The organism is Mycobacterium tilburgii, from assembly GCF_902168065.1.
GTDB classification, from domain to species: domain Bacteria; phylum Actinomycetota; class Actinomycetes; order Mycobacteriales; family Mycobacteriaceae; genus Mycobacterium; species Mycobacterium tilburgii.
On sequence record NZ_LR655736.1, the window covers coordinates 1 to 21,173 of the forward strand.

Sequence of the window (21,173 nt, forward strand, 5' to 3'; positions counted from 1 at the left end):
CCCGTCGCCGAGGGTGGGGCGGATCTGCAGCTCGTGGTGATAGTGCGTGGGCCCGCCGAGCGCACACCCAGCGCGCCGGCGAACGCCGCCTCGACGACGCCGGCGTTCGGGCTGGGATGGCGGGCCGCTTCGCGGCGCCAGGCGCGAGCGGCCGCCGACGACACCCCGCCGACCAGCGGCGCGCAGCCCACCACCAGCGCCGCAGTCAGCCGGGCCGCGGCGTAGTTGGCCACGTCGTCCAATCGTGCTGCCGCCCAACCGAATCGGAGATAGCGAGGTGAGCAATGGCCGATCATCGCGTCCAGGGTGTTGATCGCGCGGTAGACCAGCACGCCGCGCACCCCACCCGCGCTTGCCCACAGCAGCGGCGCCACCTGGGCGTCGGAGGTGTTCTCGGCGACGGATTCCAGCGCCGCCCGGGCCAACCCCGCGCGGTCCAGCCGGGCAGGGTCGCGTCCACACAGAGACGGCAGCAGCCGTCGCGCGCCCTCAACATCGTCGCGGTCCAACAGCTGCGCCATCTGCCGGCCGGTGCGCGCCAGCGAGGTCCCCGCCCAGCGCCACCCAGGTACCGGCGGCGGAGGCGGCGATCGACCAGAGCGGATGCCCTCGGTGCGGGTCCCCCAGCGCGAGATCGGCCAAGCAACCGGCCAGCACGCCGACGATCTGGACTCGGCTCGCACGCACCTCGGCAGCGTCTCACATGCGTGCGGCGGCCGGCCCCGCTAGGCCAGCGACGCCGCGAGCATTACCGCGGCCACGACGGCGATGGTGCCCAGCACCCACCGTAGCAGTACCGACGTGTCGAGTGTGCCCATGCGATCGAGTCTGCCCACTTTTCCGGCGCAACTCACGTGTGGGCGGTCAATTCGTGGTCATACTCGATCCTCATGGGGCAACGAGCGCGATGAAGCGGCCGGCAACTCGGGTCGCTGACCTGGCACCGCTGCTGCCTGCGGTGAACGTGATCATGCAGCTGTCTCTGCCGGGCGTGGGCTACGGCGTGCTGGAGAGCCCGGTGGACAGCGGCAACGTCTACAAGCACCCGTTCAAGCGGGCCCGCACCACCGGTACCTATCTCACGGTGGCGACCGCCGGCACCGACGCGGACCGCAATGATGAGGCGGTCGACGTCGCGCATCGCCAGGTGCGGTCGACGTCGTCCAGCCCGGTGTCCTACCACGCCTTCGACCTCAAGCTGCAGCTGTGGGTGGCGGCCTGCCTGTACCGCTACTTCGTCGACCAGCACGAGTGCCTGCACGGCCCGCTCGACGAGGCCAGCGCCGACGCGGTGTATCAGGATGCCAAGCGGCTGGGCACCACGCTGCAGGTGCCCGAGCGGACGTGGCCGCCGGACCGGGTGGCGTTCGACGCACCATCAGCTGCTCCCAGGCCTCGGCGGTCTTTTCCACTCCCCAGCCGGTCCGGCTGGGCTTGCCGGAGAAGCCGTACCCGGGAAGCGACGGGCACACGACGTGGAAGGCGTCCTCGGCGCGTCCGGAGGCCGGATTCGTCGGCGGCTCGATCACCTTGTGGAACTCCACGATTGAGCCGGGCCAGCCGTGGGTGATCACCAGTGGAAAAGCGTGCTGGTGCGGGGAGCGCTGATGAATGAAATGGATGTCCAGCCGTCGATGTCGGTGACGAACTGGTCGAAGCGCGGTTCAGCGCGGCTTCACGGAACGCCAGTCAAATTGGTGGGCCCAATAGTCGGCCAGCCCGCGGGTGTAGGCCACCGGCATGCCCTGGCTCCAGCCGTCGACGGTTTCGGCCTCGGGCCATCGAGTGCGCGCGAGGCGCGACCGCAGATCGTCGAGCACATCGTCGGGAACGTCGATTCGAAACGGCTTCACGCACCCCATAGTGCCGTCGGCGACGGACCCGCCGACAGGCACCTCGTCGTCGGTGCACGGGTCAGGGCGCGAGCCGGACGTATCCCGGCGCCTTGGGCGGCGCGGGCGGTGCGGCGCGGGTAGTGGCGGCAGCAGCTGCTGGTGCCGGTACCTGTTGCGGCCGCGCCGGCGTTGCGGTCGGGGCGGTTTCACGACAGGCAGCAGCCGTGCCTCGAGGTGCACCACCGACGGTGGTTCGGTGATGTCCGGCGGGGTCGGATCGGCGATGCCGGCGGGGAAAATCGTCCCGCTCAGCGTGGCGGGCGCTGCTGCAGGTCCGGCGCCAAAGTGATGGAAACCCGCGAGGCGGACGTCGAGGCCCGCCGAGTGGGTCGGCTCGGTCCATCGCGAGCTGGGCTGAGGTGGGGCAGGTGACGAGGCCGGCGAGTTTGTATCGGTTGTGCGGGCAATAGGCCCCGACGGAGGCGAAGACGAACCGCGCTTCGGTGCGTACCAGGCGGCCGGGGAGCGTAATCACGCTGGCTCTGGATCGTTGCTGACCGGGTAGTCGACCAGCGCGTCGACCACGTGGCGGGCCGACATACCGCTATCCAGCGTGTGATATACTTTGTGCGCCATGCCGATCAGACTGGGCACGCTCTCCATGGTGGGGATACCTTGATCATTGAGCAGATCCAGAAAGTGATCGTCGCTGGGGTCGGCCGCGGCTACGCCGTCGACCAAAAAGGCGGGGCCGCTCAGCAACACAATGGCAGCAACCGGAATGCGAAGGTGGCAGGTAATGCCCATTAACCTGGAAATGCCAGTGAACATAAGTGGACTTCCATTCTGCAAGGGCCCGTCCCGAACGGACTTCAGTTAATCACGTATACCGCAAGTGTGATCATCTGCGGCCGTGTTTTATGCGCGCCACGCTAAAACGTTTTTGCGCGGCCTCCAGATCCGTCTCTCTCAGAAGACATCGGCAATAAGCCCCCTTCACGCAGACGCCGTTGCCGCCGCTCAGAAGTTTAGTGCTGATCGAGGGAAACTCACCCATACCCAACATACTACAGCAGAAGACGAACAGCACCGTCCACGACTGCGGCTGGGTCACCGTCATGCCGTAGTCCGGCCAGCTCCGAAAGGAGTTGTAGGCGACGACGCTCAGTGCCGCGGTAGCAACCGTCAGCGCAGGCCCCCTGCATGCGGCGACGATCAGAATGGCGATCAAATAGAGCACGCCGAAGGCGTTGTCCGGGGCGAGCTTTCTCAGTAGCAGCACCACCGCGGTCTCCACCGCGATGCAGCCGATCGCCACCGCGAGCCCTGCCAGCGCGGGCGACAGCGTCCCCGACAGCAGCATCCGGCCCAACCCAGGCCAATGGTCAACGCTTAGTTTCTTTCACTGCTACAGCTCACATCCGTCAACGTGCCTCGAGGAAAGTGATGACCGCACGAACACGTCGGTGATCGTCGGATGTTTCGTGGAAATGACGAACATGTTTTACCAGGGGCGCGATGCGCAAGATTGCGCACTCCTACCGGTAGAGTCCAGCAAGAGAGCAATGTAGTCGCGCGCTTGATGTTTGGCGAAGCGGTCACGCTCGATCAGCACACGCATGGAAAGGTATGGTTGCGAGCCATGATTTCGAGGAGCGACGAAGATGGCGGCGGATGGTAAGCAGCGCAATCATTTTCTATCCTATTAAGTCAGCGCGGCCAGTCCCCTCACTCTGCCATAATTAGTTAGGAGATTGTCTCAAAATTGATTTTGTAATGCTCCCGCCGGAGGTGAATTACGCACGCATGTATGCGGATCCCGGGCCGGGGTGGATGCTGACCGCCGCGGCAGTCTGGGACGGCCTGGCCGAGGAGCTGGACGCGGCGGCTTCCGCGTACACGGCGACGACCTCGGAGCTCACCGCTGGACCGTGGTTGGGCTCCGCGGCTACGGCGATAGCCGCCACAACCGACGCGTATGCGGCCTGGCTGGGTACCACCGCGGCGCAGGACCAGCCGAACGCCGACCAGCCCAAGGCGGCGGCCTCCTACGAGGCCGCCTTCGCGGCAACGGTTCCCCCACCGCATGATCGCGGCCAACCGTGCCCTGTTGATGACGCAAGTGGCCACGAACTTCTTCGGGCTGAACATCGCGGCGATTGCGACCACCGAGAGCCAGTACGCCGAGATGTGGGCCCAGGATGCGACCGCGATGTACACCTATGCGGCCGTGTCGGCGTCGGCCGCGACCTGAACCCGTTCACGCCGGCCACCGCACGGCGCCGCCCATGCCGCCGGGATGGGTGGCCAGGCCACCGCCATCGCGCACGCCACGGCCACCTCACCGCCGGTCGCCTCGTCGGCGACCGGCATCCTGCCGACTTTGCAGAACTTGGGCCTGGTGTCGCCTTCGACCGCGCTCGAACCCGCTAGTTTGGGTTTGGGACTCTCGGAGCTGAGCACAGCGTCCGGGGCGTGGGCGTCCGCATCGGACGGCGATACGGAGATCTTGAGTCTTGCCCAGAACATTTACAGTGACCTGGGTGCGTTCAGCGGTCAGATGGTCGGCATGGAGCATCGGGTGCTGGGTCATTTGCGGGGTCTGGCTGGGATGCGGTCTGCGGGCTCAGCGGGTTTGGGTCGCGCCGTCTCGGTCGGGGCGTTGTCCCGTGCCGCCTGCCTGGGCTGTCGCGGCGCCGACTTTCAAGCTGACCGTGGAGAGGGTGCCGTCCACCGGCGTCGGCGTTGCTCGCGCGGCGCTGTCCGCTGACCCGGGGACGTTGATCGGTGAAATGTCACTGGCAAGCGCCGCCGGGCGCCGGTCCGGGCGGACGCGCGCACCGGGACGGGCGCTGCGCTTGACCCCGGGGGTACGGCCGCCGTCGAGCGCCCGTACCCCCGGGGTCACCGCCGAAATGCACGAACTCGCTGACCTACTGCGCGAACTCGGCACGCTGCGCGAACTCGGCACGCTGCGCGAACTCGGCACGCTGCGCGACTGCGGAATTCTGAACGAAGAAGAATTCACCGAGCAGAAGCAACGTCTCCTGGGACGCCGATCGTGGGGCGAGGCGGATTCGGGCGAAGACCTGCCGCGCAGCGGCTAGCCGGCGGCGCCGGTGACCGCCAGGATCGTCCTAGCGACCAGAGCCGGATCGTCGAACATGGGATTGTGGCCGACGCCGGACAGCACGGTCCACGTCGCGCCGGGGAGCAATTCGCGCGCCATCCGTCCATATGGTTCGACCCGGGGACAAGTCGGTGAATTCGGCCCACGCCAACGTGATTGGGCACGGCAGCGGATCCAGGGGTTCGGCGGCGTCGTCCCAACCCGCCGCGTCGGCCATGATCGTGCAACCCATCGGGTCGGCAAAATACAGCTCGTGTGCCCGCGCAGCGCTGAGCTGCTCGCCGTGACACATGAAGTTACGCAATACGATACGGCGGCCCGCAGCAGGTTTGAGCAGCAACGGTGCCACGGGATTCAACAGCCGAACCGTCACACTCGCCTAAGCGAATCAGCCGATGCACCCGGCGAGCAGCAGCACCGTGATTGTCCGACCAAGTCCGCCCGGCCAGAAAGCGCAGACGGAGGCCGCCCGCCCGCGGCGGGCCGTGGTAGCCGGACAGCATAGGCTGCAGCTCCCGCCACACGCGCCCGGAGCTCGTCGCCGGATGCAGCAGGACCAATAGCGGTTTTCCGCAGTCACGGCGACAGTGTGACACCTAATGTTGCGGCAATCTACTGAGATTGCGCTGGTGGGCGCGGACGGTATCGAACCGCCGACCGCTGGTGTGTAAAACCAGAGCTCTACCACTGAGCTACGCGCCCCTAAAAGCAATCGGATCCGCCGCATGCTACACGCCCGGTGGCCGGGAGCCCAAACTCTCAGACTCGCAAGGACTGCAGCGCGTCGATCCAGAGTTGTTGATCGCGGGCCTCGCCGGGCTCCTTCATCTCGGCGAACCGGATGATTCCGGACCGGTCGACGACGAAGGTGCCGCGATTGGGATAACCGGCGTGCTCGTTGAAGACCCCGAACGCCTGACTGACCGCGCCGTGCGGCCAGAAGTCCGACAGCACCGGAAACGTGAACCCGCTCTGGCCGGCCCACACCTTGTGGGTGGGCGGCGGCCCGACCGAAATCGCCAGCGCCGCACTGTCGTCGTTGTCGAACTGCGGCAGCTGATCGCGCAGCTGGTCCAGCTCCCCCTGGCAGATCTTGGTGAACGCCAACGGGAAGAACACCAGCAGGACGTTCTTGGCGCCGCGAAAGGCGCTCAGCGCGACGGGCTGCCGGTTCTGGTCGCGCAGGGTGAAATCCGGGGCCGTGGTTCCGACCGGCAGCATCAACGCTTCCCGGCGCGGGACTTCGGCTGCACCAGGCGGCTGGCGCTCCAATCCCCGAGGTTGACCGACGACGTCGGCATCAGGCCGGCGGTCGGCGCCGCCTCGGCGATTTCGGCGGGCAGGACGTGGCCGGGCTTGCCGGTCTTGGGGGTCAACACCCAGATCACGCCGTCCTCGGCCAGCGGGCTGATGACATCCATAAGCGTGTCCACCAGATCGCCGTCGCCATCGCGCCACCACAGCAAAACGACATCGACCACCTCGTCGGTGTCTTCGTCGAGTAACTCGGAGCCGCAGGCTTCCTCAACCGCGGCGCGAATGTTGTCGTCGGTGTCCTCGTCCCACCCGAACTCCTGGATAACCTGGTCTCGTTGGACGCCCAGTTTGCGAGCGTAGTTCGAGGCGTCATCCGCCGCGACCACCGTGGAGCCTCCTTAACAGCACAACCGTCGCGCCATGCGATTTGGGGATTATCGTCGCACAGCCATAACTCCGTCACACTCCCGGCTCAGAACGATGCCAGACACAATTTCAGCGCCTTGGTCTTGGTGTCGTTGAGCTGATCGACCCGCCGGTTGAATTCGCCGGTCCCGGCGTGGGTGCCGATCGCGTTGGCCACCCCGTGCGCCGCGTCGACGTAGGCGTTGAACGCGTCCTTCAACTGGGCGGACAGGGCGTCGTTGAAGCTGTTGCTCACCGTCGAAGCGCTGTTGTTGAGCGCATCGATCGCCGGCCCCTCGAACGGGCCGGTGCTGCGACCGCCGTTGAACGCCCCCACGTAGGCGTTCACCTTGTCGATCGCTTCCTTGCTCGTGGTAGCCAGCGAATCGCAGCTGCTGCGCACCGCCTTGGTGGTCAGCGACTGTTGCCGCTGGGATTCGCGGATGCTTGACGTCGCGATCGAGGCGGACACCGACTGCCGGTAGGCCGGCGCCACCTTGGTGTCCGGCGTCGCGGTGCCATTGGTGACGGTGGTGCATCCGACGATGCCCATCAGCACGGCTGCGGTGCACCCGAGCGCCAGCGCGCCCCGTTTGGGCAACTCCCCCCCCTGCGTGCGAGGGACGACTCTCCATCCGGTGAGCACAGGTTGTGACGTTACCGGCTGGCGGTTGCTGACGCCCTGTAGTCACCGACGTTGCGTGTCGGCAGGTGAACCTTCGTCGTCGGAACGGGTCGCGCCTACCCACCCGAAGCGCCGGTACGGCACGATAGAAAGACCAACACCCACAGGCCATACCGCCGACAACAGGAGCGGAAATTGACGACCGAGTTCGCCCGCCACGATCTGGCTAAAACCCCAAACAATGGAAGCAAACCCGATCGCGTTTGGGTCATCCGCGAGGGCGTGGCGTCGTACCTGCCCGACATCGATCCCGAGGAGACATCGGAGTGGCTGGAGTCCTTCGACGACCTGCTCGAACGTTCGGGTCCGGCGCGCGCTCGGTACCTGATGTTGCGGTTACTCGAACGCGCCGGTGAACAACGGGTGGCCATCCCGGCGCTGACGTCGACCGACTACGTCAACACCATCCCCACCGAGCTGGAGCCGTGGTTCCCCGGTGACGAGGACGTCGAACGCCGCTACCGGGCCTGGATTCGCTGGAACGCCGCCATTATGGTGCACCGCGCGCAACGCCCGGGAATCGGTGTGGGCGGCCACATTTCGACGTATGCGTCGTCAGCGGCGCTGTATGAGGTCGGCTTCAACCACTTCTTCCGCGGCAAGGCGCATCCCGGCGGCGGCGACCAGATCTTTATCCAGGGCCACGCGTCGCCGGGGATCTACGCACGCGCCTTCCTGGAAGGCCGGTTGAGCGCCGACCAGCTCGACGGGTTCCGGCAGGAACACAGCCACCCCGGCGGCGGGTTGCCCTCATACCCGCACCCCCGGTTGATGCCGGAGTTCTGGGAGTTCCCGACGGTGTCGATGGGCCTGGGGCCGATGAACGCCATCTATCAGGCCCGGTTCAACCACTACCTGCATGACCGCGGCATCAAGGACACCTCCGATCAGCACGTCTGGGCGTTCCTCGGCGACGGCGAGATGGACGAGCCGGAGAGCCGCGGGCTGATCCAGGTGGCCGCCAACGAGGCGTTGGACAACCTGACCTTCGTGATCAACTGCAACCTGCAGCGTCTCGACGGGCCGGTGCGCGGCAACGGCAAGATCATCCAGGAGCTGGAGTCGTTCTTCCGCGGCGCCGGCTGGAACGTCATCAAAGTGGTCTGGGGCCGCGAGTGGGACGCGCTGCTGCACGCCGACCGCGACGGCGCGCTGGTGAACCTGATGAACACCACGCCCGACGGCGACTACCAGACCTACAAGGCCAACAACGGCGCCTACGTCCGCGACCACTTCTTCGGCCGCGACCCGCGCACCAAGGCGCTCGTCGAGGGCATGACCGACGCCGAGATCTGGAACCTCAAGCGCGGCGGCCACGACTACCGCAAGGTCTACGCCGCCTACCGGGCCGCCGTCGACCACATGGGCCAGCCGACAGTGATCCTCGCCAAGACCATCAAGGGCTATTCGCTGGGCGGGCACTTCCAGGGCCGCAACGCCACCCACCAGATGAAAAAGCTTGCGCTGCAAGACCTCAAGGACTTCCGCGACTCGATGCGGATCCCGATCAGCGACGCGCAGCTGGAAAAGGACGCCTACCTGCCGCCGTACTACCACCCCGGCCCCGACGCCCCGGAGATCCGCTACATGGTGGACCGGCGGCGCGCCCTCGGCGGCTTCCTACCCGAGCGCCGCACCAAGACCAAGGCACTCAAGCAGCCCCCGCGCGACATCTATGCCCCGCTGAAGAAGGGGTCGGGCCAGCAGGAGGTCGCCACCACGATGGCGATCGTACGGACCTTCAAGGAAGTGTTGCGCGACAAGGAGATCGGTCCGCGCATCGTGCCGATCATTCCCGACGAGGCCCGCACGTTCGGGATGGACTCGTGGTTCCCGTCGCTGAAGATCTACAACCGTAACGGCCAGCTCTACACCGCCGTCGACGCCGAATTGATGTTGGCATACAAGGAAAGCGAAGTCGGCCAGATCTTGCACGAGGGCATCAACGAGGCGGGTTCGACGGCGTCGTTCACCGCGGCGGGCACCTCGTATGCGACGCACAACGAGCCGATGATCCCAATTTACATCTTCTACTCGATGTTCGGGTTCCAACGCACCGGCGACAGCCTGTGGGCGGCGGCCGACCAGATGGCCCGCGGCTTCGTGCTGGGCGCCACCGCGGGCCGCACCACGCTGATCGGCGAGGGGCTGCAGCACGCCGACGGTCACTCGCTACTGTTGGCGGCGACCAATACTGCGGTGGTGGCTTACGACCCGGCCTTCGCCTTCGAGATCGCCTACATCGTCGAAAGCGGGCTGGCCCGGATGTTCGGCGAGAACCCGGAGAACGTCTACTTCTACATCACGGTGTATAACGAGCCCTACGTACAGCCGCCGGAGCCGAACAACTTTGACCCCGAGGGCCTGCTGCGCGGTATGTACTGTTTCCGCACTGCCACCGAGCAGCGCACCAACAAGGCGCAGATCCTGGCGTCCGGCATCTCGGTGCCAGCGGCGTTGAAGGCGGCCGACATGCTGGCCGCCGAGTGGGATGTCGCCGCTGACGTGTGGTCGGTGACGAGCTGGAGCGAACTGAACCGCGACGGGGTCGCCGCCCAGCGTGAACAGCTGCGGCACCCCGATCAGCCCGTCGACCCGCCCTACGTGGCGCGGGCGCTGTCCGGCATCACCGGCCCGGTGGTCGCGGTGTCGGACTGGATGCGTGCGGTGCCCGAGTTGATCCGGCCGTGGATGCCCGCCACCTACGTCACGCTGGGCACCGACGGCTTCGGTTTCTCCGACACCCGGCCCGCGGCCCGACGGTACTTCAACACCGACGCCGAGTCGCAGGTGTTGGCGGTGCTCGAAGCGCTGGCACGTGACGGCGAGATCGACCCGTCGGTGCCGGTCGCGGCAGCGCGCCAGTACCGGATCGACGACGTGCTGGCCGCGCCGAAGCAGACCTCCGATCCCGGCCCGGGGGCGTGACGCCGCTACCCACCCGGTTCGATGGCGCCGCCCACGCCGAACGTGACGCTAGCTTCACGGTCGGCGCCGAGAGTGAAGCCAACGTCACGCTCGCGGCTGCCGGCTGCACACGTCGGCCCATCCTAGGCCGGCTTTGGTGGGAACTTCCAGAAATCAGGCGTAGATTTTAGGCGTGAGCGACAATCCCTTCGCTGGCCCGTTCGCCAAGCCGCGGTCGCCGCTGGAGTTGCTGGACTCGGTGCCGTATTCGCTGCTGCGGCGGCTGAAGCAATACTCGGGCCGGCTGGCCACCGAAGCCGTGTCCGCGATGCAGGACCGGCTGCCGTTCTTCGCCGACCTGGAAGCGTCTCAGCGTGCCAGCGTGGCGCTGGTGGTGCAGACGGCGGTGGTGAACTTCGTAGAGTGGATGCACGACCCGCACAGCAACGTCAGCTACACCGCGCAGGCCTTCGAGCTGGTGCCTCAGGACCTGACCCGACGCATCGCGCTGCGGCACAGCGTGGACATGGTGCGGGTGACCATGGAGTTCTTCGAGGAGGTCGTGCCGCTGCTGGCTCGCTCGGAGGAGCAGTTGACCGCGCTGACGGTGGGGATCCTGAAATACAGCCGCGACCTGGCCTTTACCTTCGCCGGTGAGTACGCCGACGCGGCTGAGGCTCGCGGCACCTGGGACAGCCGCATGGAGGCCAGCGTCGTGGACGCCGTCGTGCGCGGCGACACCGGCCCGGAGCTGTTGTCCCGGGCGGCCGCACTGAACTGGGACACCACCGCCCCGGCCACGGTCGTGGTCGGGATGACGGCCCCGGGCCGCGACAAGACCGACGGCGAGGGCTCCAGTGAACGGGCCAGCCAGATCGTCCGCGACACGGCCGCCCTGCACGGGCGCGCCGCGCTGACCGACGTGCACGGCACCTGGCTGGTGGCCATCGTCTCCGGGCAGTTGTCGCCGACCGACAAGTTTCTGGGCGATCTGTTGAAAGCCTTCGCCGACGGCCCGGTCGTCATCGGACCCACCGCGCCGATGCTGACGGCGGCGTATCACAGCGCCAGCGAGGCGATTTCGGGCATGAACGCCGTGGCCGGTTGGCGCGGCGCGCCCCGGCCCGTCCAGGCCCGCGAGCTGCTGCCGGAGCGCGCCCTGATGGGCGACGCGTCGGCCATCGTGGCGCTGCACACCGACGTAATGGGCCCCTTGGCCGATGCCGGACCGACGCTGATCGAGACCCTCGACGCGTACTTGGATTGTGGCGGTGCTATAGAGGCGTGCGCTCGCAAGTTGTTCGTTCATCCAAACACGGTCCGATACCGGCTGAAGCGCATCACCGACTTCACCGGTCGCGATCCGACCCAGCCGCGGGACGCGTACGTGTTGCGGGTGGCGGCGACGGTCGGCCAGCTCAACTATCCACACCGCCCTCCGGGGTCGGCAACAACCCGGTAACGGGGGTTCCGCTGCCGGTCAGAACGGGTACTGTGACACCGTCGGCGCGATGATCCAGGCAACAGATCGCGACTCGATATCAAATACGTAGCTTGTCGAGCAGTTTTGTAGTGTTCCCACAAAAACCTAAGACGAGGTTCATAATCTGTTACACCCGCCAAATTTGTTTCCACAGTGTTCTCTTAGACACGTGATTGCGTTACTCGCGCCCGGACAGGGTTCGCAGACTGAGGGAATGCTCTCGCCGTGGCTGGAACTGTCCGGCGCCGCTGAGCAGCTGGCTGTGTGGTCGAAGGCCAGCGGCCTGGACTTGGTGCGACTGGGCACTACCGCGTCCACGGAGGAGATCACCGATACCGCCGTGACCCAGCCCCTGGTCGTCGCGGCCACCCTGCTTGCGCATCAGGAACTGACCAAGCGCGGCGTGCTGGCCCGGTACGGCTCGGCGGACTTCATCGTGGCGGGCCACTCCGTCGGCGAGATCGTTGCCTACGCGATCGCCGGTGTCATGGCCGCCGACGACGCCGTCGCGCTGGCCGCCACCCGCGGCGCCGAGATGGCCAAGGCGTGCGCCGCCGAGCCGACCGGCATGTCCGCGGTGCTGGGCGGCGACGAGGCCGAGGTGCTGACCCGGCTCGAGCAGCTCGACCTGTTCCCGGCGAACCGCAACGCCGCCGGACAGATCGTCGCCGCCGGCGCGCTGACCGCGCTGGAAAAGCTTGCCGAGAACCCGCCGGCCAAGGCGCGGGTGCGCGCTCTCGGTGTGGCCGGCGCGTTCCACACCAAGTACATGGCCTCCGCCCTGGAGGGTTACGCCGCCGCGGCCACCGCGATCGCGACCTCCGAGCCCACCGCCACCCTGCTGTCCAACCGCGACGGCAAGCCGGTCACCACGGCTGCCACGGCGATGGAGACGCTGGTCGCCCAGCTGACCCAGCCGGTGCGGTGGGACCTGTGCACCAAGACGCTGGCCGAGCACGACGTCAAGGCGATCGTGGAGTTCCCGCCAGCGGGCACGCTCGCCGGCATTGCCAAACGCGAGCTTCGGGGGGTGACGGTTCATGCCGTCAAGTCGCCCGCAGACCTGGACGGGCTGGCCGATATCTGACGCCAGCTCGCCGGGACAACCACATAAGAGCACATCAATCCGATTTGCACACAACACATTACGAAGGGAAGTAGAGGCTGTGGCCGTTTCGCAGGAAGAAATCATCGCCGGTATCGCCGAGATCATCGAAGAGGTCACCGGTATCGAGCCCTCCGAGGTCACCCCGGAGAAGTCTTTCGTTGACGACCTGGACATCGACTCGCTGTCGATGGTGGAGATCGCCGTTCAGACCGAGGACAAGTACGGCGTGAAGATCCCGGACGAGGACCTTGCCGGCCTGCGCACCGTCGGTGACGTCGTCTCCTACATCCAGAAGCTCGAGGAAGAGAACCCCGAAGCTGCTCAGGCTCTGCGCGCGAAGCTCGAGTCGGAGAACCCCGAGGCCGTGGCGAACGTCCAGGCCAGGCTGGAAGCGGACAGCAAGTGACCAAACCTTCCACTGCTAACGGCGGTTACCCCAGCGTTGTGGTAACCGCCCTCGCGGCGACGACATCGATCGCGCCGGACATCGAGAGCACGTGGAAGGGCTTGTTGGCCGGCGAGAGCGGCATCCGCGTCCTCGAAGACGATTTCGTCACCAAGTGGGCGCTGCCGGTCCAGATTGGTGGGCACCTCAAGGAGCCGATCGACAACCACATGGGCCGGCTGGACTTGCGACGGATGTCGTACGTGCAGCGGCTGGCCAAGTATCTCAGTGGCCAACTGTGGGAGGCAGTAGGTAACCCCGAGCTCGACCCGGACCGGTTCAGCGTCGTCGTTGGCACCGGCCTGGGTGGCGCCGAGCGGATCGTCGAGAGCTATGACCTGATGAACGAGGGCGGCCCCCGCAAGGTGTCGCCGCTCGCCGTTCAGATGATCATGCCCAACGGAGCCGCCGCCGTCGTCGGACTCGAACTCGGGGCGCGGGCCGGGGTCATCACCCCGGTGTCGGCGTGTTCGTCGGGCTCCGAGGCGATCGCGCACGCGTGGCGCCAGATCGTCATGGGTGACGCGGACGTCGCGGTCTGCGGTGGTGTCGAGGGACCGATCGAGGCGCTGCCCATCGCAGCGTTCTCGATGATGCGGGCCATGTCGACGCGCAACGACGAGCCCGAGCGCGCGTCGCGGCCGTTCGACAAGGACCGCGACGGCTTCGTGTTCGGCGAGGCTGGGGCCCTGATGCTCATCGAGACCGAGGAGCACGCCAAGGCACGTGGCGCCAAACCGCTGGCCCGGCTGATGGGCGCCGGAATCACCTCGGACGCCTTCCACATGGTAGCGCCCGCGGCGGACGGTGTGCGCGCCGGTCGCGCAATGACCCGGTCGCTGGAGTTGGCGGGCTTGTCCGCCAAGGACATTGACCACGTGAATGCACACGGCACGGCGACGCCAATAGGCGACACCGCAGAGGCCAACGCTATCCGGGTTGCCGGATGCGAACGGGCCGCCGTGTACGCGCCGAAATCCGCACTGGGGCACTCCATCGGCGCGGTCGGGGCGCTCGAGTCGGTGCTCACCGTGTTGACGCTGCGGGATGGTGTCATCCCACCCACCCTCAATTACGAAATCCCCGATCCCGAGATCGACCTGGATGTCGTTGCGGGCGAACCTCGCTCCGGCGACTTCCGGTACGCGATCAACAACTCATTCGGGTTCGGCGGCCACAACGTGGCCCTCGCCTTCGGGCGTTACTGAGAGCACGACGTCCGGCGACGAGGCGGGCCGCCGATGGCCCGCGGAGAAACCGGGTGGAATACGGAAGGAACGTTCGCCAAACCCATGACAGAGCTGGTTACGGGGAAAGCATTCCCCAACGTGGTCGTCACCGGCATCGCTGCGACGACTGCCCTGGCACCTGACGCGGAAGAAACCTGGAAGTTGTTGTTGGATGGCCAGAGTGGAATCCGTACCCTCACCGACCCGTTCGTCGAGCAATTCGGCCTGCCGGTGCGCATCGGCGGGCACCTTGTGGAGGAGTTCGACAGTCAGCTCACTCGCGTCGAGCTGCGTCGCACCGGTTATCTGCAGCGGATGTCCACCATCCTGGGCCGCCGGGTATGGGAGAACGCCGGTTCGCCCGAGGTCGACACCAACCGGTTGGCCGTGTCGATCGGTACCGGCCTGGGCTCGTCCGAGGAGATGGTGTTCAGCTACGACGGCATGCGCGAACGTGGCATGAAGGCGGTCTCCCCGTTGGGCGTGCAGAAATACATGCCCAACGGCGCGGCCGCGGCCGTCGGTCTGGAACGGCAGGCCAAAGCTGGTGTGATGACACCGGTTTCGGCCTGCGCGTCGGGTAACGAGGGTATCGCCCGGGCCTGGCAGCAGATCGTGCTCGGTGAGGCCGACATCGCCATCTGCGGTGGCGTCGAGACTCAGATCGAGGCGGTACCGATCGCGGCGTTCGCCGCGATGCGCATCGTGATGTCGACCAACAACGACAACCCCGCCGGTGCGTGTCGCCCGTTCGACCGCGACCGGGACGGTTTCGTGTTCGGTGAGGCCGGCGCGCTGATGGTCATCGAGACCGAGGAGCACGCGAAGGCCCGCGGCGCCAACATCCTGGCCCGGATCATGGGGGCCAGTGTCACCTCGGACGGATTCCACATGGTGGCACCGGATCCCAACGGGGAACGTGCGGCGCACGCGATGACGCGGGCGATCCAGCTGGCCGGCATCACCCCCGCCGAGATCGACCACATCAACGCCCACGCCACCGGCACCCAGGTCGGTGACCTTGCCGAGAGCAAGGCCATCAACAAGGCCTTGGGCAACAACCACCCCGCGGTGTACGCGCCCAAGTCCGCCCTCGGCCACTCGGTGGGCGCGGTCGGTGCGCTGGAGTCGATCTTGACGGTTCTCGCGTTGCGGGAGCAGCTAATTCCGCCGACATTGAACCTGGAAAACCTCGATCCAGAAATCGATTTGGACGTGGTGGCGGGTAAGCCGCGGCCCGGCAACTATCGGTTCGCGATCAACAACTCGTTCGGATTCGGCGGTCACAACGTTGCGATCACCTTTGGACGGTATTAAAAAACCCCAGCGTTATTGAGCCCGAGTTCACCGGAAACAGGAGACCTGCGATGACACTCATGGCCCCCGATGCGGTTGGCGAGTCACTTGACCCCCGCGACCCTCTGCTGCGTCTGAGCACCTTCTTCGACGACGGCAGCGTCGCGTTGCTGCACGAGCGTGACCGCTCCGGTGTGCTGGCCGCATCGGGCACCGTGAATGGCGTTCGCACCGTTGCCTTCTGCACCGACGGCACGGTGATGGGCGGCGCGATGGGCATCGAGGGATGCTCGCACATCGTCAACGCCTATGACACCGCGCTCGAAGAGCAGAGCCCGATTGTGGGCGTCTGGCACTCGGGTGGGGCCCGGCTGGCCGAGGGCGTCAAGGCGCTGCACGCGGTGGGCTTGGTGTTCGAGGCGATGATCCGGGCTTCGGGCTACATACCGCAGATCTCGGTGGTGGTCGGATTCGCCGCGGGCGGCGCCGCTTACGGGCCGGCGCTGACCGACGTCATCGTGATGGCGCCGGAGAGCCGGGTGTTCGTCACCGGGCCGGACGTGGTTCGCAGCGTCACCGGCGAGGACGTGGACATGTGCTCGCTGGGCGGACCGGAAACCCACCACAAGAAGTCCGGAGTCTGCCACATCGTCGCCGAGGACGAGCTGGACGCCTATGACCGTGGCCGTCGGTTGGTCGGATTGTTCTGCCAGCAAGGGCATTTCGACAAGAGCAAGGCCGAGGCCGGGGACACCGACATCCACGCGCTGCTGCCCGAATCGCCGCGTCGCGCCTACGACGTGCACCCGATCGTGACGGCGATCCTCGACGATGACAGCCCGTTCGACGAGTTCCAAGGCAACTGGGCGCCGTCGATGGTGGTCGGATTGGGCAGGCTGTCGGGCCGCACCGTCGGGGTGCTGGCCAACAACCCGTTGCGCCTGGGCGGCTGCCTGGACTCCGAAAGCGCGGAGAAGGCAGCGCGTTTCGTGCGGTTGTGCGACGCGTTTGGGATTCCGCTGGTCGTGATCGTCGACGTGCCGGGCTACCTGCCGGGCGTCGACCAGGAGTGGGGCGGCGTGGTGCGCCGCGGCGCCAAGCTGCTGCACGCGTTCGGTGAGGCGACCGTGCCGCGGGTCACGCTGGTCACCCGAAAGACCTATGGCGGGGCCTACATTGCGATGAACTCCCGCTCGCTGAACGCCACCAAGGTGTTCGCGTGGCCGGACGCGGAGGTCGCGGTGATGGGCGCGAAGGCCGCGGTCGGCATCCTGCACAAGCGCAAGCTGGCCGCCGCGCCCGAGCACGAGCGCGAGGCGCTGCACGACGAGTTGGCCGCCGAGCACGAGCGGATCGCGGGCGGTGTGGACAGCGCCATCGAGATCGGCGTGGTCGACGAGAAGATCGACCCCGCGCACACGCGCAGCAAGCTCACCCAGGCATTGGCCGAGGCGCCGGCACGTCGCGGCTGTCACAAGAACATCCCGCTGTAAAACCCCTGTAGCGCCGCGAACGTAACGCCAGGGCGTGATCCACACCGAAACCCGTCCCTGTGTTATGCTTGCGCGCGTTCGGCCAATTCCCGTGCCTCCGCCTCGGTTTCGACGGTCGGAACCGGACCCGGGCAACGGCTTGCCGGCGACCTCGGGCATGAACCACAGTGTCACCACGCCGATCACCCCTGAGAACATCAGCATGTAGGCCGGCGCTATCGCGCTGCCGATACCCGATACCAGCGCCTGGGCGATCAGCGGCGTGACGCCGCCGACGGTGGAGATCGACGGCCAGCAACTCCTCGGCGACGCCGACCACCCGGTCGCGGTTGCGTGCGACCAAGCCGATCCGGGTGGTCGGTCGACGATGTCGTCGACGTTGAGCGCGCCCTCGTGCGTGACGGCGTATTCGAACACTCGGCGCGCGGGTCACGTCGATGCCCTCTGTCCACCGGTCTGTGGGGGGCCGCACCGCCGACGTCTCGCTGGAGCCACCTCCCGCATAACGTCGGTGATGCGCTGGGTCAGCAGCGCCGCCACGATCGACGGGCTATCCGGCCAGCGGCGGTACACCGTCGGCCGACCGTGAACACCGCGCTGGAGGGTCACCCGGTCCACCCCGAAATCGACCACGCAGCTGGCCGCCGCGTCCAGGATCCGGTCGCCCATATCCAATCTTGCGTTACTGATTGACAGCATGTGTAATACTGTAACGCATGACGCGATCCGAGGCACTTCTGCCCCGATGAAATGGAATGCATGGGGGATCCCGACAGCGCCAAGCCGCTGTTCGACGGCATTCGGTCGTTACTGAAACAGGCTGTCGGACTTGAAGATTCGACGGACGACGAACTCACCGCCGATCCCCTGTCCGGGCACGGCACCGCGGTGCACGCCCGCGCAGGTCGCCATCGCCTGGCTGCACGCTCGCGGCGTTCGGCAACACCAGAAGCTACGGTGGCGGCCTGCTGATCTGCCAACGCCGACTACACCGACGGCCTGCTGGACATCACGATGGCGCACACCGCGTCCCGGACCAAGCTGGTCCTCCTGTTCCCCACCGTGCTGAAGGGCACCCACGTCACCTCGACGAGGTGCGCACCGCGCGGGCGAAGACGATCCACGTCGAGTGCCCCGGCATCAACGTCTACGCCGACGGCGGAATTCGCGCCCCGGGCACTGCCGAGATTTCGGCAGTGCCCGGGGCGCTGTAAATTCTGCGGCCACGCACGGTGTAACAAACGGGGCGACCAACGACGACATCCGGGCAGACGTACGCCGTGGAGCGCTACCTAGGAGGAACCGTGTCGGGTTGTCGCGGTTGTCGCCGTGACAACCATTACCGGCTCGCTGTTGCTTGCCCCCACCGCCGCGGTGGCCGATCCTTTGTGGAACGGGCAGTATCAGCCACCTTGTCGGCCAACGCGATGACCGGCACCAGCATGGCGGCAGCCAACCCGAATTCGCGCACCGGGGCAGCTATTCGATCACCTCGAAGTGCGTGGCCAACGTCTGCACCGCCACGGTCAACGACCCGCCGCCACCAAAGAACCAATTCATGCCGCAGGCGTGGAATTCACCTGGAACGGTGCCCAATGGATGCGCGAGATGACCTGCAAATGGGATTGCCTGCTGCGCGACGGCACCATCGAGTACGACGTGGCGAAATCGATCACGGCCTACACACCCGGCCCCAATGGAGTGTTGACCGGTGTCTTTCACACCGACATCCTCAGCGGTGCGTGTCAGGGCAACGTCGACATGCCGGTGACGGCCGCGCCGGCCAACCCTCCAGTTGTTTAGTTAGCCCACGCCGCGGCTGAGCCAGGTGACTTCGCCGGCGTCGCCGCCGTCGCGGTACACCTCGAGCGCCTCGTCCCAGGCGGTGCCCAGCACCGAGTCCAGTTCGGCGGCCAGGTAGTCGGCGCCCTGGGCCATCATCGCCCGCAGCCGCATCTCGCCCACGATGACGTCGCCGTTAGCGCTCATCGATCCGCTCCACAGGCCCAGCTGCGGGGTGTGGCAGAAGCGGTGGCCGTCGACCCCGGGGCTCGGGTCCTCGGTGACCTCAAAGCGCAACACCGACCAGGACCGCAGCGCGTTGGCCAGCCGCGCGCCGGTGCCGACGGGACCGACCCAGTTGGTGACGGCCCGCAGGTGCCCCGGCATCGCCGGCTGCGGAGTCCAGACCAGGTTGGCCTTGGACTGCAGAGTCGACGACAACGCCCACTCGACATGAGGGCATACCGCCGCAGGCGAAGCATGCACGTACACCACACCGGCCGTCACGTCGGCGAATTGACTCGACGCACGCATCTATATGCTCCTTCGGTTCCACGAGGGACGTCTTCCCCAACGACCTGGAGGACCGGAAGCAGGATGCTTAGATTGAATGTTTTTCGTACGGGTCTATTGTGCCCTGTGATACCTGTGTTGCGCTAGTGCTTGATGGCTATTTGATGTATTGGAGCAGCACCGCGTCGGCAACCGCCCGCCACGGCTCGTGCGCCCACTTGCCGAAATCGCGGTCGGTCAGCGCCACCAGCACCAGCTCCGCGGCGGGATCTGCCCAGATGAAACCGCCCGCCTGACCGAAATGACCATAGGTTCGCGGCGAGTTGTGCGACCCCGTCCAATGCGGCGATTTGGCGTCCCGGATCTCGAAACCCAGCCCCCAGTCGTTGGGGCACTGCATGCCGTAGCCGGGCAACACGCCGTCCAGACCGGGGAATTGCACGGTCGTCGCCTCGGCGTGGGTTTCGGCCGAGACCGTCTTCGGGTGCAGCAGGTCGCCCGCGAACGCCGCCATGTCCGCCACCGTCGAACTCGCGCCGAACCCGGCCTGCTGGGCGCCGCCGTCCAGTCGGGTCGCGGTCATGCCCAGCGGCTCGCACACCGCCTCGGTGAGATAACGGCCGAACTCGATGCCCGATTCTCGCTCGACGGTCTGGGCCAACACGCCGAAGCCGTAGTTCGAATAGATACGCCGGGTGCCGGGTTGCGTCTGCACCTTGTCGGACTTCATCGCCAGGCCCGACGCGTGCGCCAGCAAGTGGCGCACCGTCGAGCCGGGCGGGCCGGCCGGGGTGTCCAGTTCGACGGCGCCCTCTTCGATCGCGACCTGCACGGCCCGGGCGACCAACGGTTTGGTGACCGAGGCCAGGGCGAACACCCGCTCGGTGTCGCCGTAGCTCGCCAGTACCCCGGCGGGCCCGATGACCGCGGCGGCGGCGTTGTCCACCGGCCAATCGGCGAGGAGGTCGAGAGCGGCCATCACTTCCTAGCGATGTAGTAGTTGTTGATCGGGTCGGACTCGATCTCGCCCACCCAGACGTCGTCGAAGCCGGCGTCGCCGAGTATCTTGACGGCCAGCTGCGTCCCCCAGACCGTGCCCAACCCCGCCCCGTCCAGCGCCAGCGACACCGTCATGCAGTTGCATCAGCGAGGTCATCTACAGGTTAAGTGCTCATCGGGACGTCGACATTGTCCTCGAGTCGGCTCGATACCTTGATGTCGGCCATCATCAGCACCCCGCCCGGCCGCAACGCCCGGTAGATGTTTTCCAGCACCCGGGCCTGGCTGGGCCTGATCGTGGATCGCGTCGAACACGGTGATCACGTCGTACGCCGCGGACCGGTTCAGCTCCGTCAGATTCTGGCTTTCGAACGCCGCGTTCGACAGCCCGAGCGTCGCCGCCTCCCGGGCCCCGGTGGCGATCGCGCATCGGAGTCGATGCCGGTGAACCGGTTGGCCGGAAACGCTTGTGCCATCACGTTGATCGCGGCGCCGATGCCGGCCATCACGCCGCAGCCCAGCAGGCCGGCCACCGCGGGGTCGGCCTCGGAATTGACCTTGGTGCACTGGCCGGCGGCGACCAGCGTCTTGTCGGCGAACGCCCCG

General features: G+C 66.7%; 20 protein-coding genes, 1 tRNA gene and 12 pseudogenes. 14 read left to right on the forward strand and 19 right to left on the reverse strand.

The features are described from left to right. Positions 1–687: pseudogene (locus FQ389_RS15055) on the reverse strand (CobD/CbiB family cobalamin biosynthesis protein); the annotation flags it as partial. A 220-nt stretch (positions 688–907) separates the two neighbouring features. Here FQ389_RS15055 and FQ389_RS15060 point away from each other — a divergent pair. Then, positions 908–1,372: pseudogene (locus FQ389_RS15060) on the forward strand (oxygenase MpaB family protein); the annotation flags it as partial. Between the two features lie 49 nt (positions 1,373–1,421). Here the strand turns inward: FQ389_RS15060 and FQ389_RS15065 are convergent. The 4 genes and pseudogenes from FQ389_RS15065 to FQ389_RS22780 all read right to left on the reverse strand — a co-directional run. Continuing rightward, a pseudogene (locus FQ389_RS15065) lies at positions 1,422–1,862 on the reverse strand (epoxide hydrolase family protein); the annotation flags it as partial. A gap of 504 nt (positions 1,863–2,366) precedes the next feature. Then, positions 2,367–2,666: a DUF732 domain-containing protein gene (locus FQ389_RS15070; protein WP_144209076.1), complete on the reverse strand. Its 300-nt coding sequence runs from the start codon at positions 2,664–2,666 to the stop codon at positions 2,367–2,369. Between the two features lie 70 nt (positions 2,667–2,736). Continuing rightward, a complete protein-coding gene (locus FQ389_RS15075; RefSeq protein ID WP_144209079.1) occupies positions 2,737–3,198 on the reverse strand; it encodes a DUF4118 domain-containing protein in 462 nt (153 codons plus the stop codon). Positions 3,199–3,259: 61 nt separating this feature from the next. Beyond that, positions 3,260–3,340 (reverse strand): annotated as a pseudogene (locus FQ389_RS22780) (DNA-binding response regulator); the annotation flags it as partial. Between the two features lie 301 nt (positions 3,341–3,641). On the opposite strand from FQ389_RS22780, the pseudogene FQ389_RS20605 reads away from it, so the two are divergent. Together FQ389_RS20605 and FQ389_RS20610 are read left to right on the forward strand one after the other, a co-directional pair. Then, positions 3,642–3,851: pseudogene (locus FQ389_RS20605) on the forward strand (PPE domain-containing protein); the annotation flags it as partial. A 70-nt stretch (positions 3,852–3,921) separates the two neighbouring features. Beyond that, the gene (locus FQ389_RS20610) at positions 3,922–4,089 is read left to right on the forward strand and encodes a PPE family protein (RefSeq protein WP_260860820.1); all 168 of its coding nucleotides are present in this window, start codon (positions 3,922–3,924) and stop codon (positions 4,087–4,089) included. Here FQ389_RS20610 and FQ389_RS15085 read toward each other — a convergent pair. After that, positions 4,056–4,364 (reverse strand): hypothetical protein, encoded by a 309-nt coding sequence (locus tag FQ389_RS15085; RefSeq protein ID WP_144209082.1) that lies wholly within the window; start codon positions 4,362–4,364, stop codon positions 4,056–4,058. The genes FQ389_RS20610 and FQ389_RS15085 overlap by 34 nt on opposite strands. A gap of 140 nt (positions 4,365–4,504) precedes the next feature. On the opposite strand from FQ389_RS15085, the gene FQ389_RS15090 reads away from it, so the two are divergent. Continuing rightward, entirely contained in the window at positions 4,505–4,942 is a 438-nt protein-coding gene (locus tag FQ389_RS15090) for an SHOCT domain-containing protein (protein ID WP_144209085.1), read from the forward strand. On the opposite strand, the gene FQ389_RS20615 is transcribed toward FQ389_RS15090, so the two are convergent. From FQ389_RS20615 to FQ389_RS15110, 5 genes are all read right to left on the reverse strand, one after another. Then, positions 4,939–5,064, reverse strand: coding sequence for an alpha/beta fold hydrolase (locus FQ389_RS20615; protein ID WP_260860821.1), 126 nt, complete (start codon positions 5,062–5,064; stop codon positions 4,939–4,941). The genes FQ389_RS15090 and FQ389_RS20615 overlap by 4 nt on opposite strands. A gap of 528 nt (positions 5,065–5,592) precedes the next feature. Then, positions 5,593–5,667 (reverse strand) — tRNA-Val (locus tag FQ389_RS15095). 57 nt (positions 5,668–5,724) lie between these two features. Beyond that, positions 5,725–6,186: a peroxiredoxin gene (locus tag FQ389_RS15100; protein WP_144209088.1), complete on the reverse strand. Its 462-nt coding sequence runs from the start codon at positions 6,184–6,186 to the stop codon at positions 5,725–5,727. Next, positions 6,186–6,608, reverse strand: a complete 423-nt coding sequence (locus FQ389_RS15105; RefSeq protein WP_144209091.1) for a DUF3052 domain-containing protein — start codon at positions 6,606–6,608, stop codon at positions 6,186–6,188. The genes FQ389_RS15100 and FQ389_RS15105 overlap by 1 nt, the downstream gene beginning before the upstream one ends. Before the next feature lie 86 nt (positions 6,609–6,694). Continuing rightward, positions 6,695–7,273, reverse strand: a complete 579-nt coding sequence (locus FQ389_RS15110) for a hypothetical protein (RefSeq protein ID WP_144209094.1) — start codon at positions 7,271–7,273, stop codon at positions 6,695–6,697. Between the two features lie 174 nt (positions 7,274–7,447). On the opposite strand from FQ389_RS15110, the gene aceE reads away from it, so the two are divergent. From aceE to FQ389_RS15145, 7 genes are all read left to right on the forward strand, one after another. Next, positions 7,448–10,240 (forward strand): pyruvate dehydrogenase (acetyl-transferring), homodimeric type, encoded by a 2,793-nt coding sequence (gene aceE / locus FQ389_RS15115; RefSeq protein WP_144209097.1) that lies wholly within the window; start codon positions 7,448–7,450, stop codon positions 10,238–10,240. Between the two features lie 172 nt (positions 10,241–10,412). Further along, positions 10,413–11,681, forward strand: a complete 1,269-nt coding sequence (locus FQ389_RS15120; RefSeq protein ID WP_144209100.1) for a PucR family transcriptional regulator — start codon at positions 10,413–10,415, stop codon at positions 11,679–11,681. A 190-nt stretch (positions 11,682–11,871) separates the two neighbouring features. Beyond that, a complete protein-coding gene (locus FQ389_RS15125; protein ID WP_144209104.1) occupies positions 11,872–12,789 on the forward strand; it encodes an ACP S-malonyltransferase in 918 nt (305 codons plus the stop codon). Positions 12,790–12,868: 79 nt separating this feature from the next. Further along, positions 12,869–13,216, forward strand: coding sequence for a meromycolate extension acyl carrier protein AcpM (gene acpM / locus FQ389_RS15130; protein ID WP_044506662.1), 348 nt, complete (start codon positions 12,869–12,871; stop codon positions 13,214–13,216). Further along, positions 13,213–14,463, forward strand: coding sequence for a 3-oxoacyl-ACP synthase KasA (gene kasA, locus FQ389_RS15135; protein ID WP_144209107.1), 1,251 nt, complete (start codon positions 13,213–13,215; stop codon positions 14,461–14,463). Before acpM ends, kasA begins: the two co-directional genes overlap by 4 nt. An 84-nt stretch (positions 14,464–14,547) precedes the next feature. Further along, the gene (gene kasB, locus FQ389_RS15140; protein ID WP_186296460.1) at positions 14,548–15,801 is read left to right on the forward strand and encodes a 3-oxoacyl-ACP synthase KasB; all 1,254 of its coding nucleotides are present in this window, start codon (positions 14,548–14,550) and stop codon (positions 15,799–15,801) included. Positions 15,802–15,851: 50 nt separating this feature from the next. Beyond that, positions 15,852–17,273: an acyl-CoA carboxylase subunit beta gene (locus tag FQ389_RS15145; RefSeq protein WP_144209113.1), complete on the forward strand. Its 1,422-nt coding sequence runs from the start codon at positions 15,852–15,854 to the stop codon at positions 17,271–17,273. Positions 17,274–17,335: 62 nt separating this feature from the next. Here FQ389_RS15145 and FQ389_RS20620 read toward each other — a convergent pair. From FQ389_RS20620 to FQ389_RS15160, 3 pseudogenes are all read right to left on the reverse strand, one after another. Then, positions 17,336–17,561 (reverse strand): annotated as a pseudogene (locus FQ389_RS20620) (MFS transporter); the annotation flags it as partial. 1 nt (position 17,562) lies between these two features. After that, a pseudogene (locus FQ389_RS20625) lies at positions 17,563–17,718 on the reverse strand (glycerol-3-phosphate dehydrogenase); the annotation flags it as partial. A 50-nt stretch (positions 17,719–17,768) separates the two neighbouring features. Next, positions 17,769–17,972: pseudogene (locus tag FQ389_RS15160) on the reverse strand (TetR/AcrR family transcriptional regulator); the annotation flags it as partial. Positions 17,973–18,018: 46 nt separating this feature from the next. On the opposite strand from FQ389_RS15160, the pseudogene FQ389_RS15165 reads away from it, so the two are divergent. From FQ389_RS15165 to FQ389_RS23155, 3 pseudogenes are all read left to right on the forward strand, one after another. Continuing rightward, positions 18,019–18,128: pseudogene (locus FQ389_RS15165) on the forward strand (flavoprotein); the annotation flags it as partial. Between the two features lie 68 nt (positions 18,129–18,196). Beyond that, positions 18,197–18,487, forward strand: a pseudogene (locus FQ389_RS15170) (diacylglycerol kinase); the annotation flags it as partial. Between the two features lie 143 nt (positions 18,488–18,630). Continuing rightward, positions 18,631–19,076 (forward strand): annotated as a pseudogene (locus FQ389_RS23155) (Rv2253/PknI dimerization domain-containing protein). On the opposite strand, the gene FQ389_RS15180 reads toward FQ389_RS23155, so the two are convergent. The 5 genes and pseudogenes from FQ389_RS15180 to FQ389_RS18245 form a co-directional block, all read right to left on the reverse strand. Beyond that, positions 19,077–19,589: a DUF3145 domain-containing protein gene (locus tag FQ389_RS15180; protein WP_144209116.1), complete on the reverse strand. Its 513-nt coding sequence runs from the start codon at positions 19,587–19,589 to the stop codon at positions 19,077–19,079. Between the two features lie 136 nt (positions 19,590–19,725). Beyond that, positions 19,726–20,547: a serine hydrolase domain-containing protein gene (locus FQ389_RS15185; protein WP_144209119.1), complete on the reverse strand. Its 822-nt coding sequence runs from the start codon at positions 20,545–20,547 to the stop codon at positions 19,726–19,728. After that, entirely contained in the window at positions 20,547–20,702 is a 156-nt protein-coding gene (locus tag FQ389_RS20635; protein WP_260860823.1) for a hypothetical protein, read from the reverse strand. Before FQ389_RS20635 ends, FQ389_RS15185 begins: the two co-directional genes overlap by 1 nt. A gap of 29 nt (positions 20,703–20,731) precedes the next feature. After that, the gene (locus FQ389_RS20640; protein WP_260860824.1) at positions 20,732–20,842 is read right to left on the reverse strand and encodes a class I SAM-dependent methyltransferase; all 111 of its coding nucleotides are present in this window, start codon (positions 20,840–20,842) and stop codon (positions 20,732–20,734) included. 204 nt (positions 20,843–21,046) lie between these two features. Then, positions 21,047–21,173: pseudogene (locus tag FQ389_RS18245) on the reverse strand (S-(hydroxymethyl)mycothiol dehydrogenase); the annotation flags it as partial.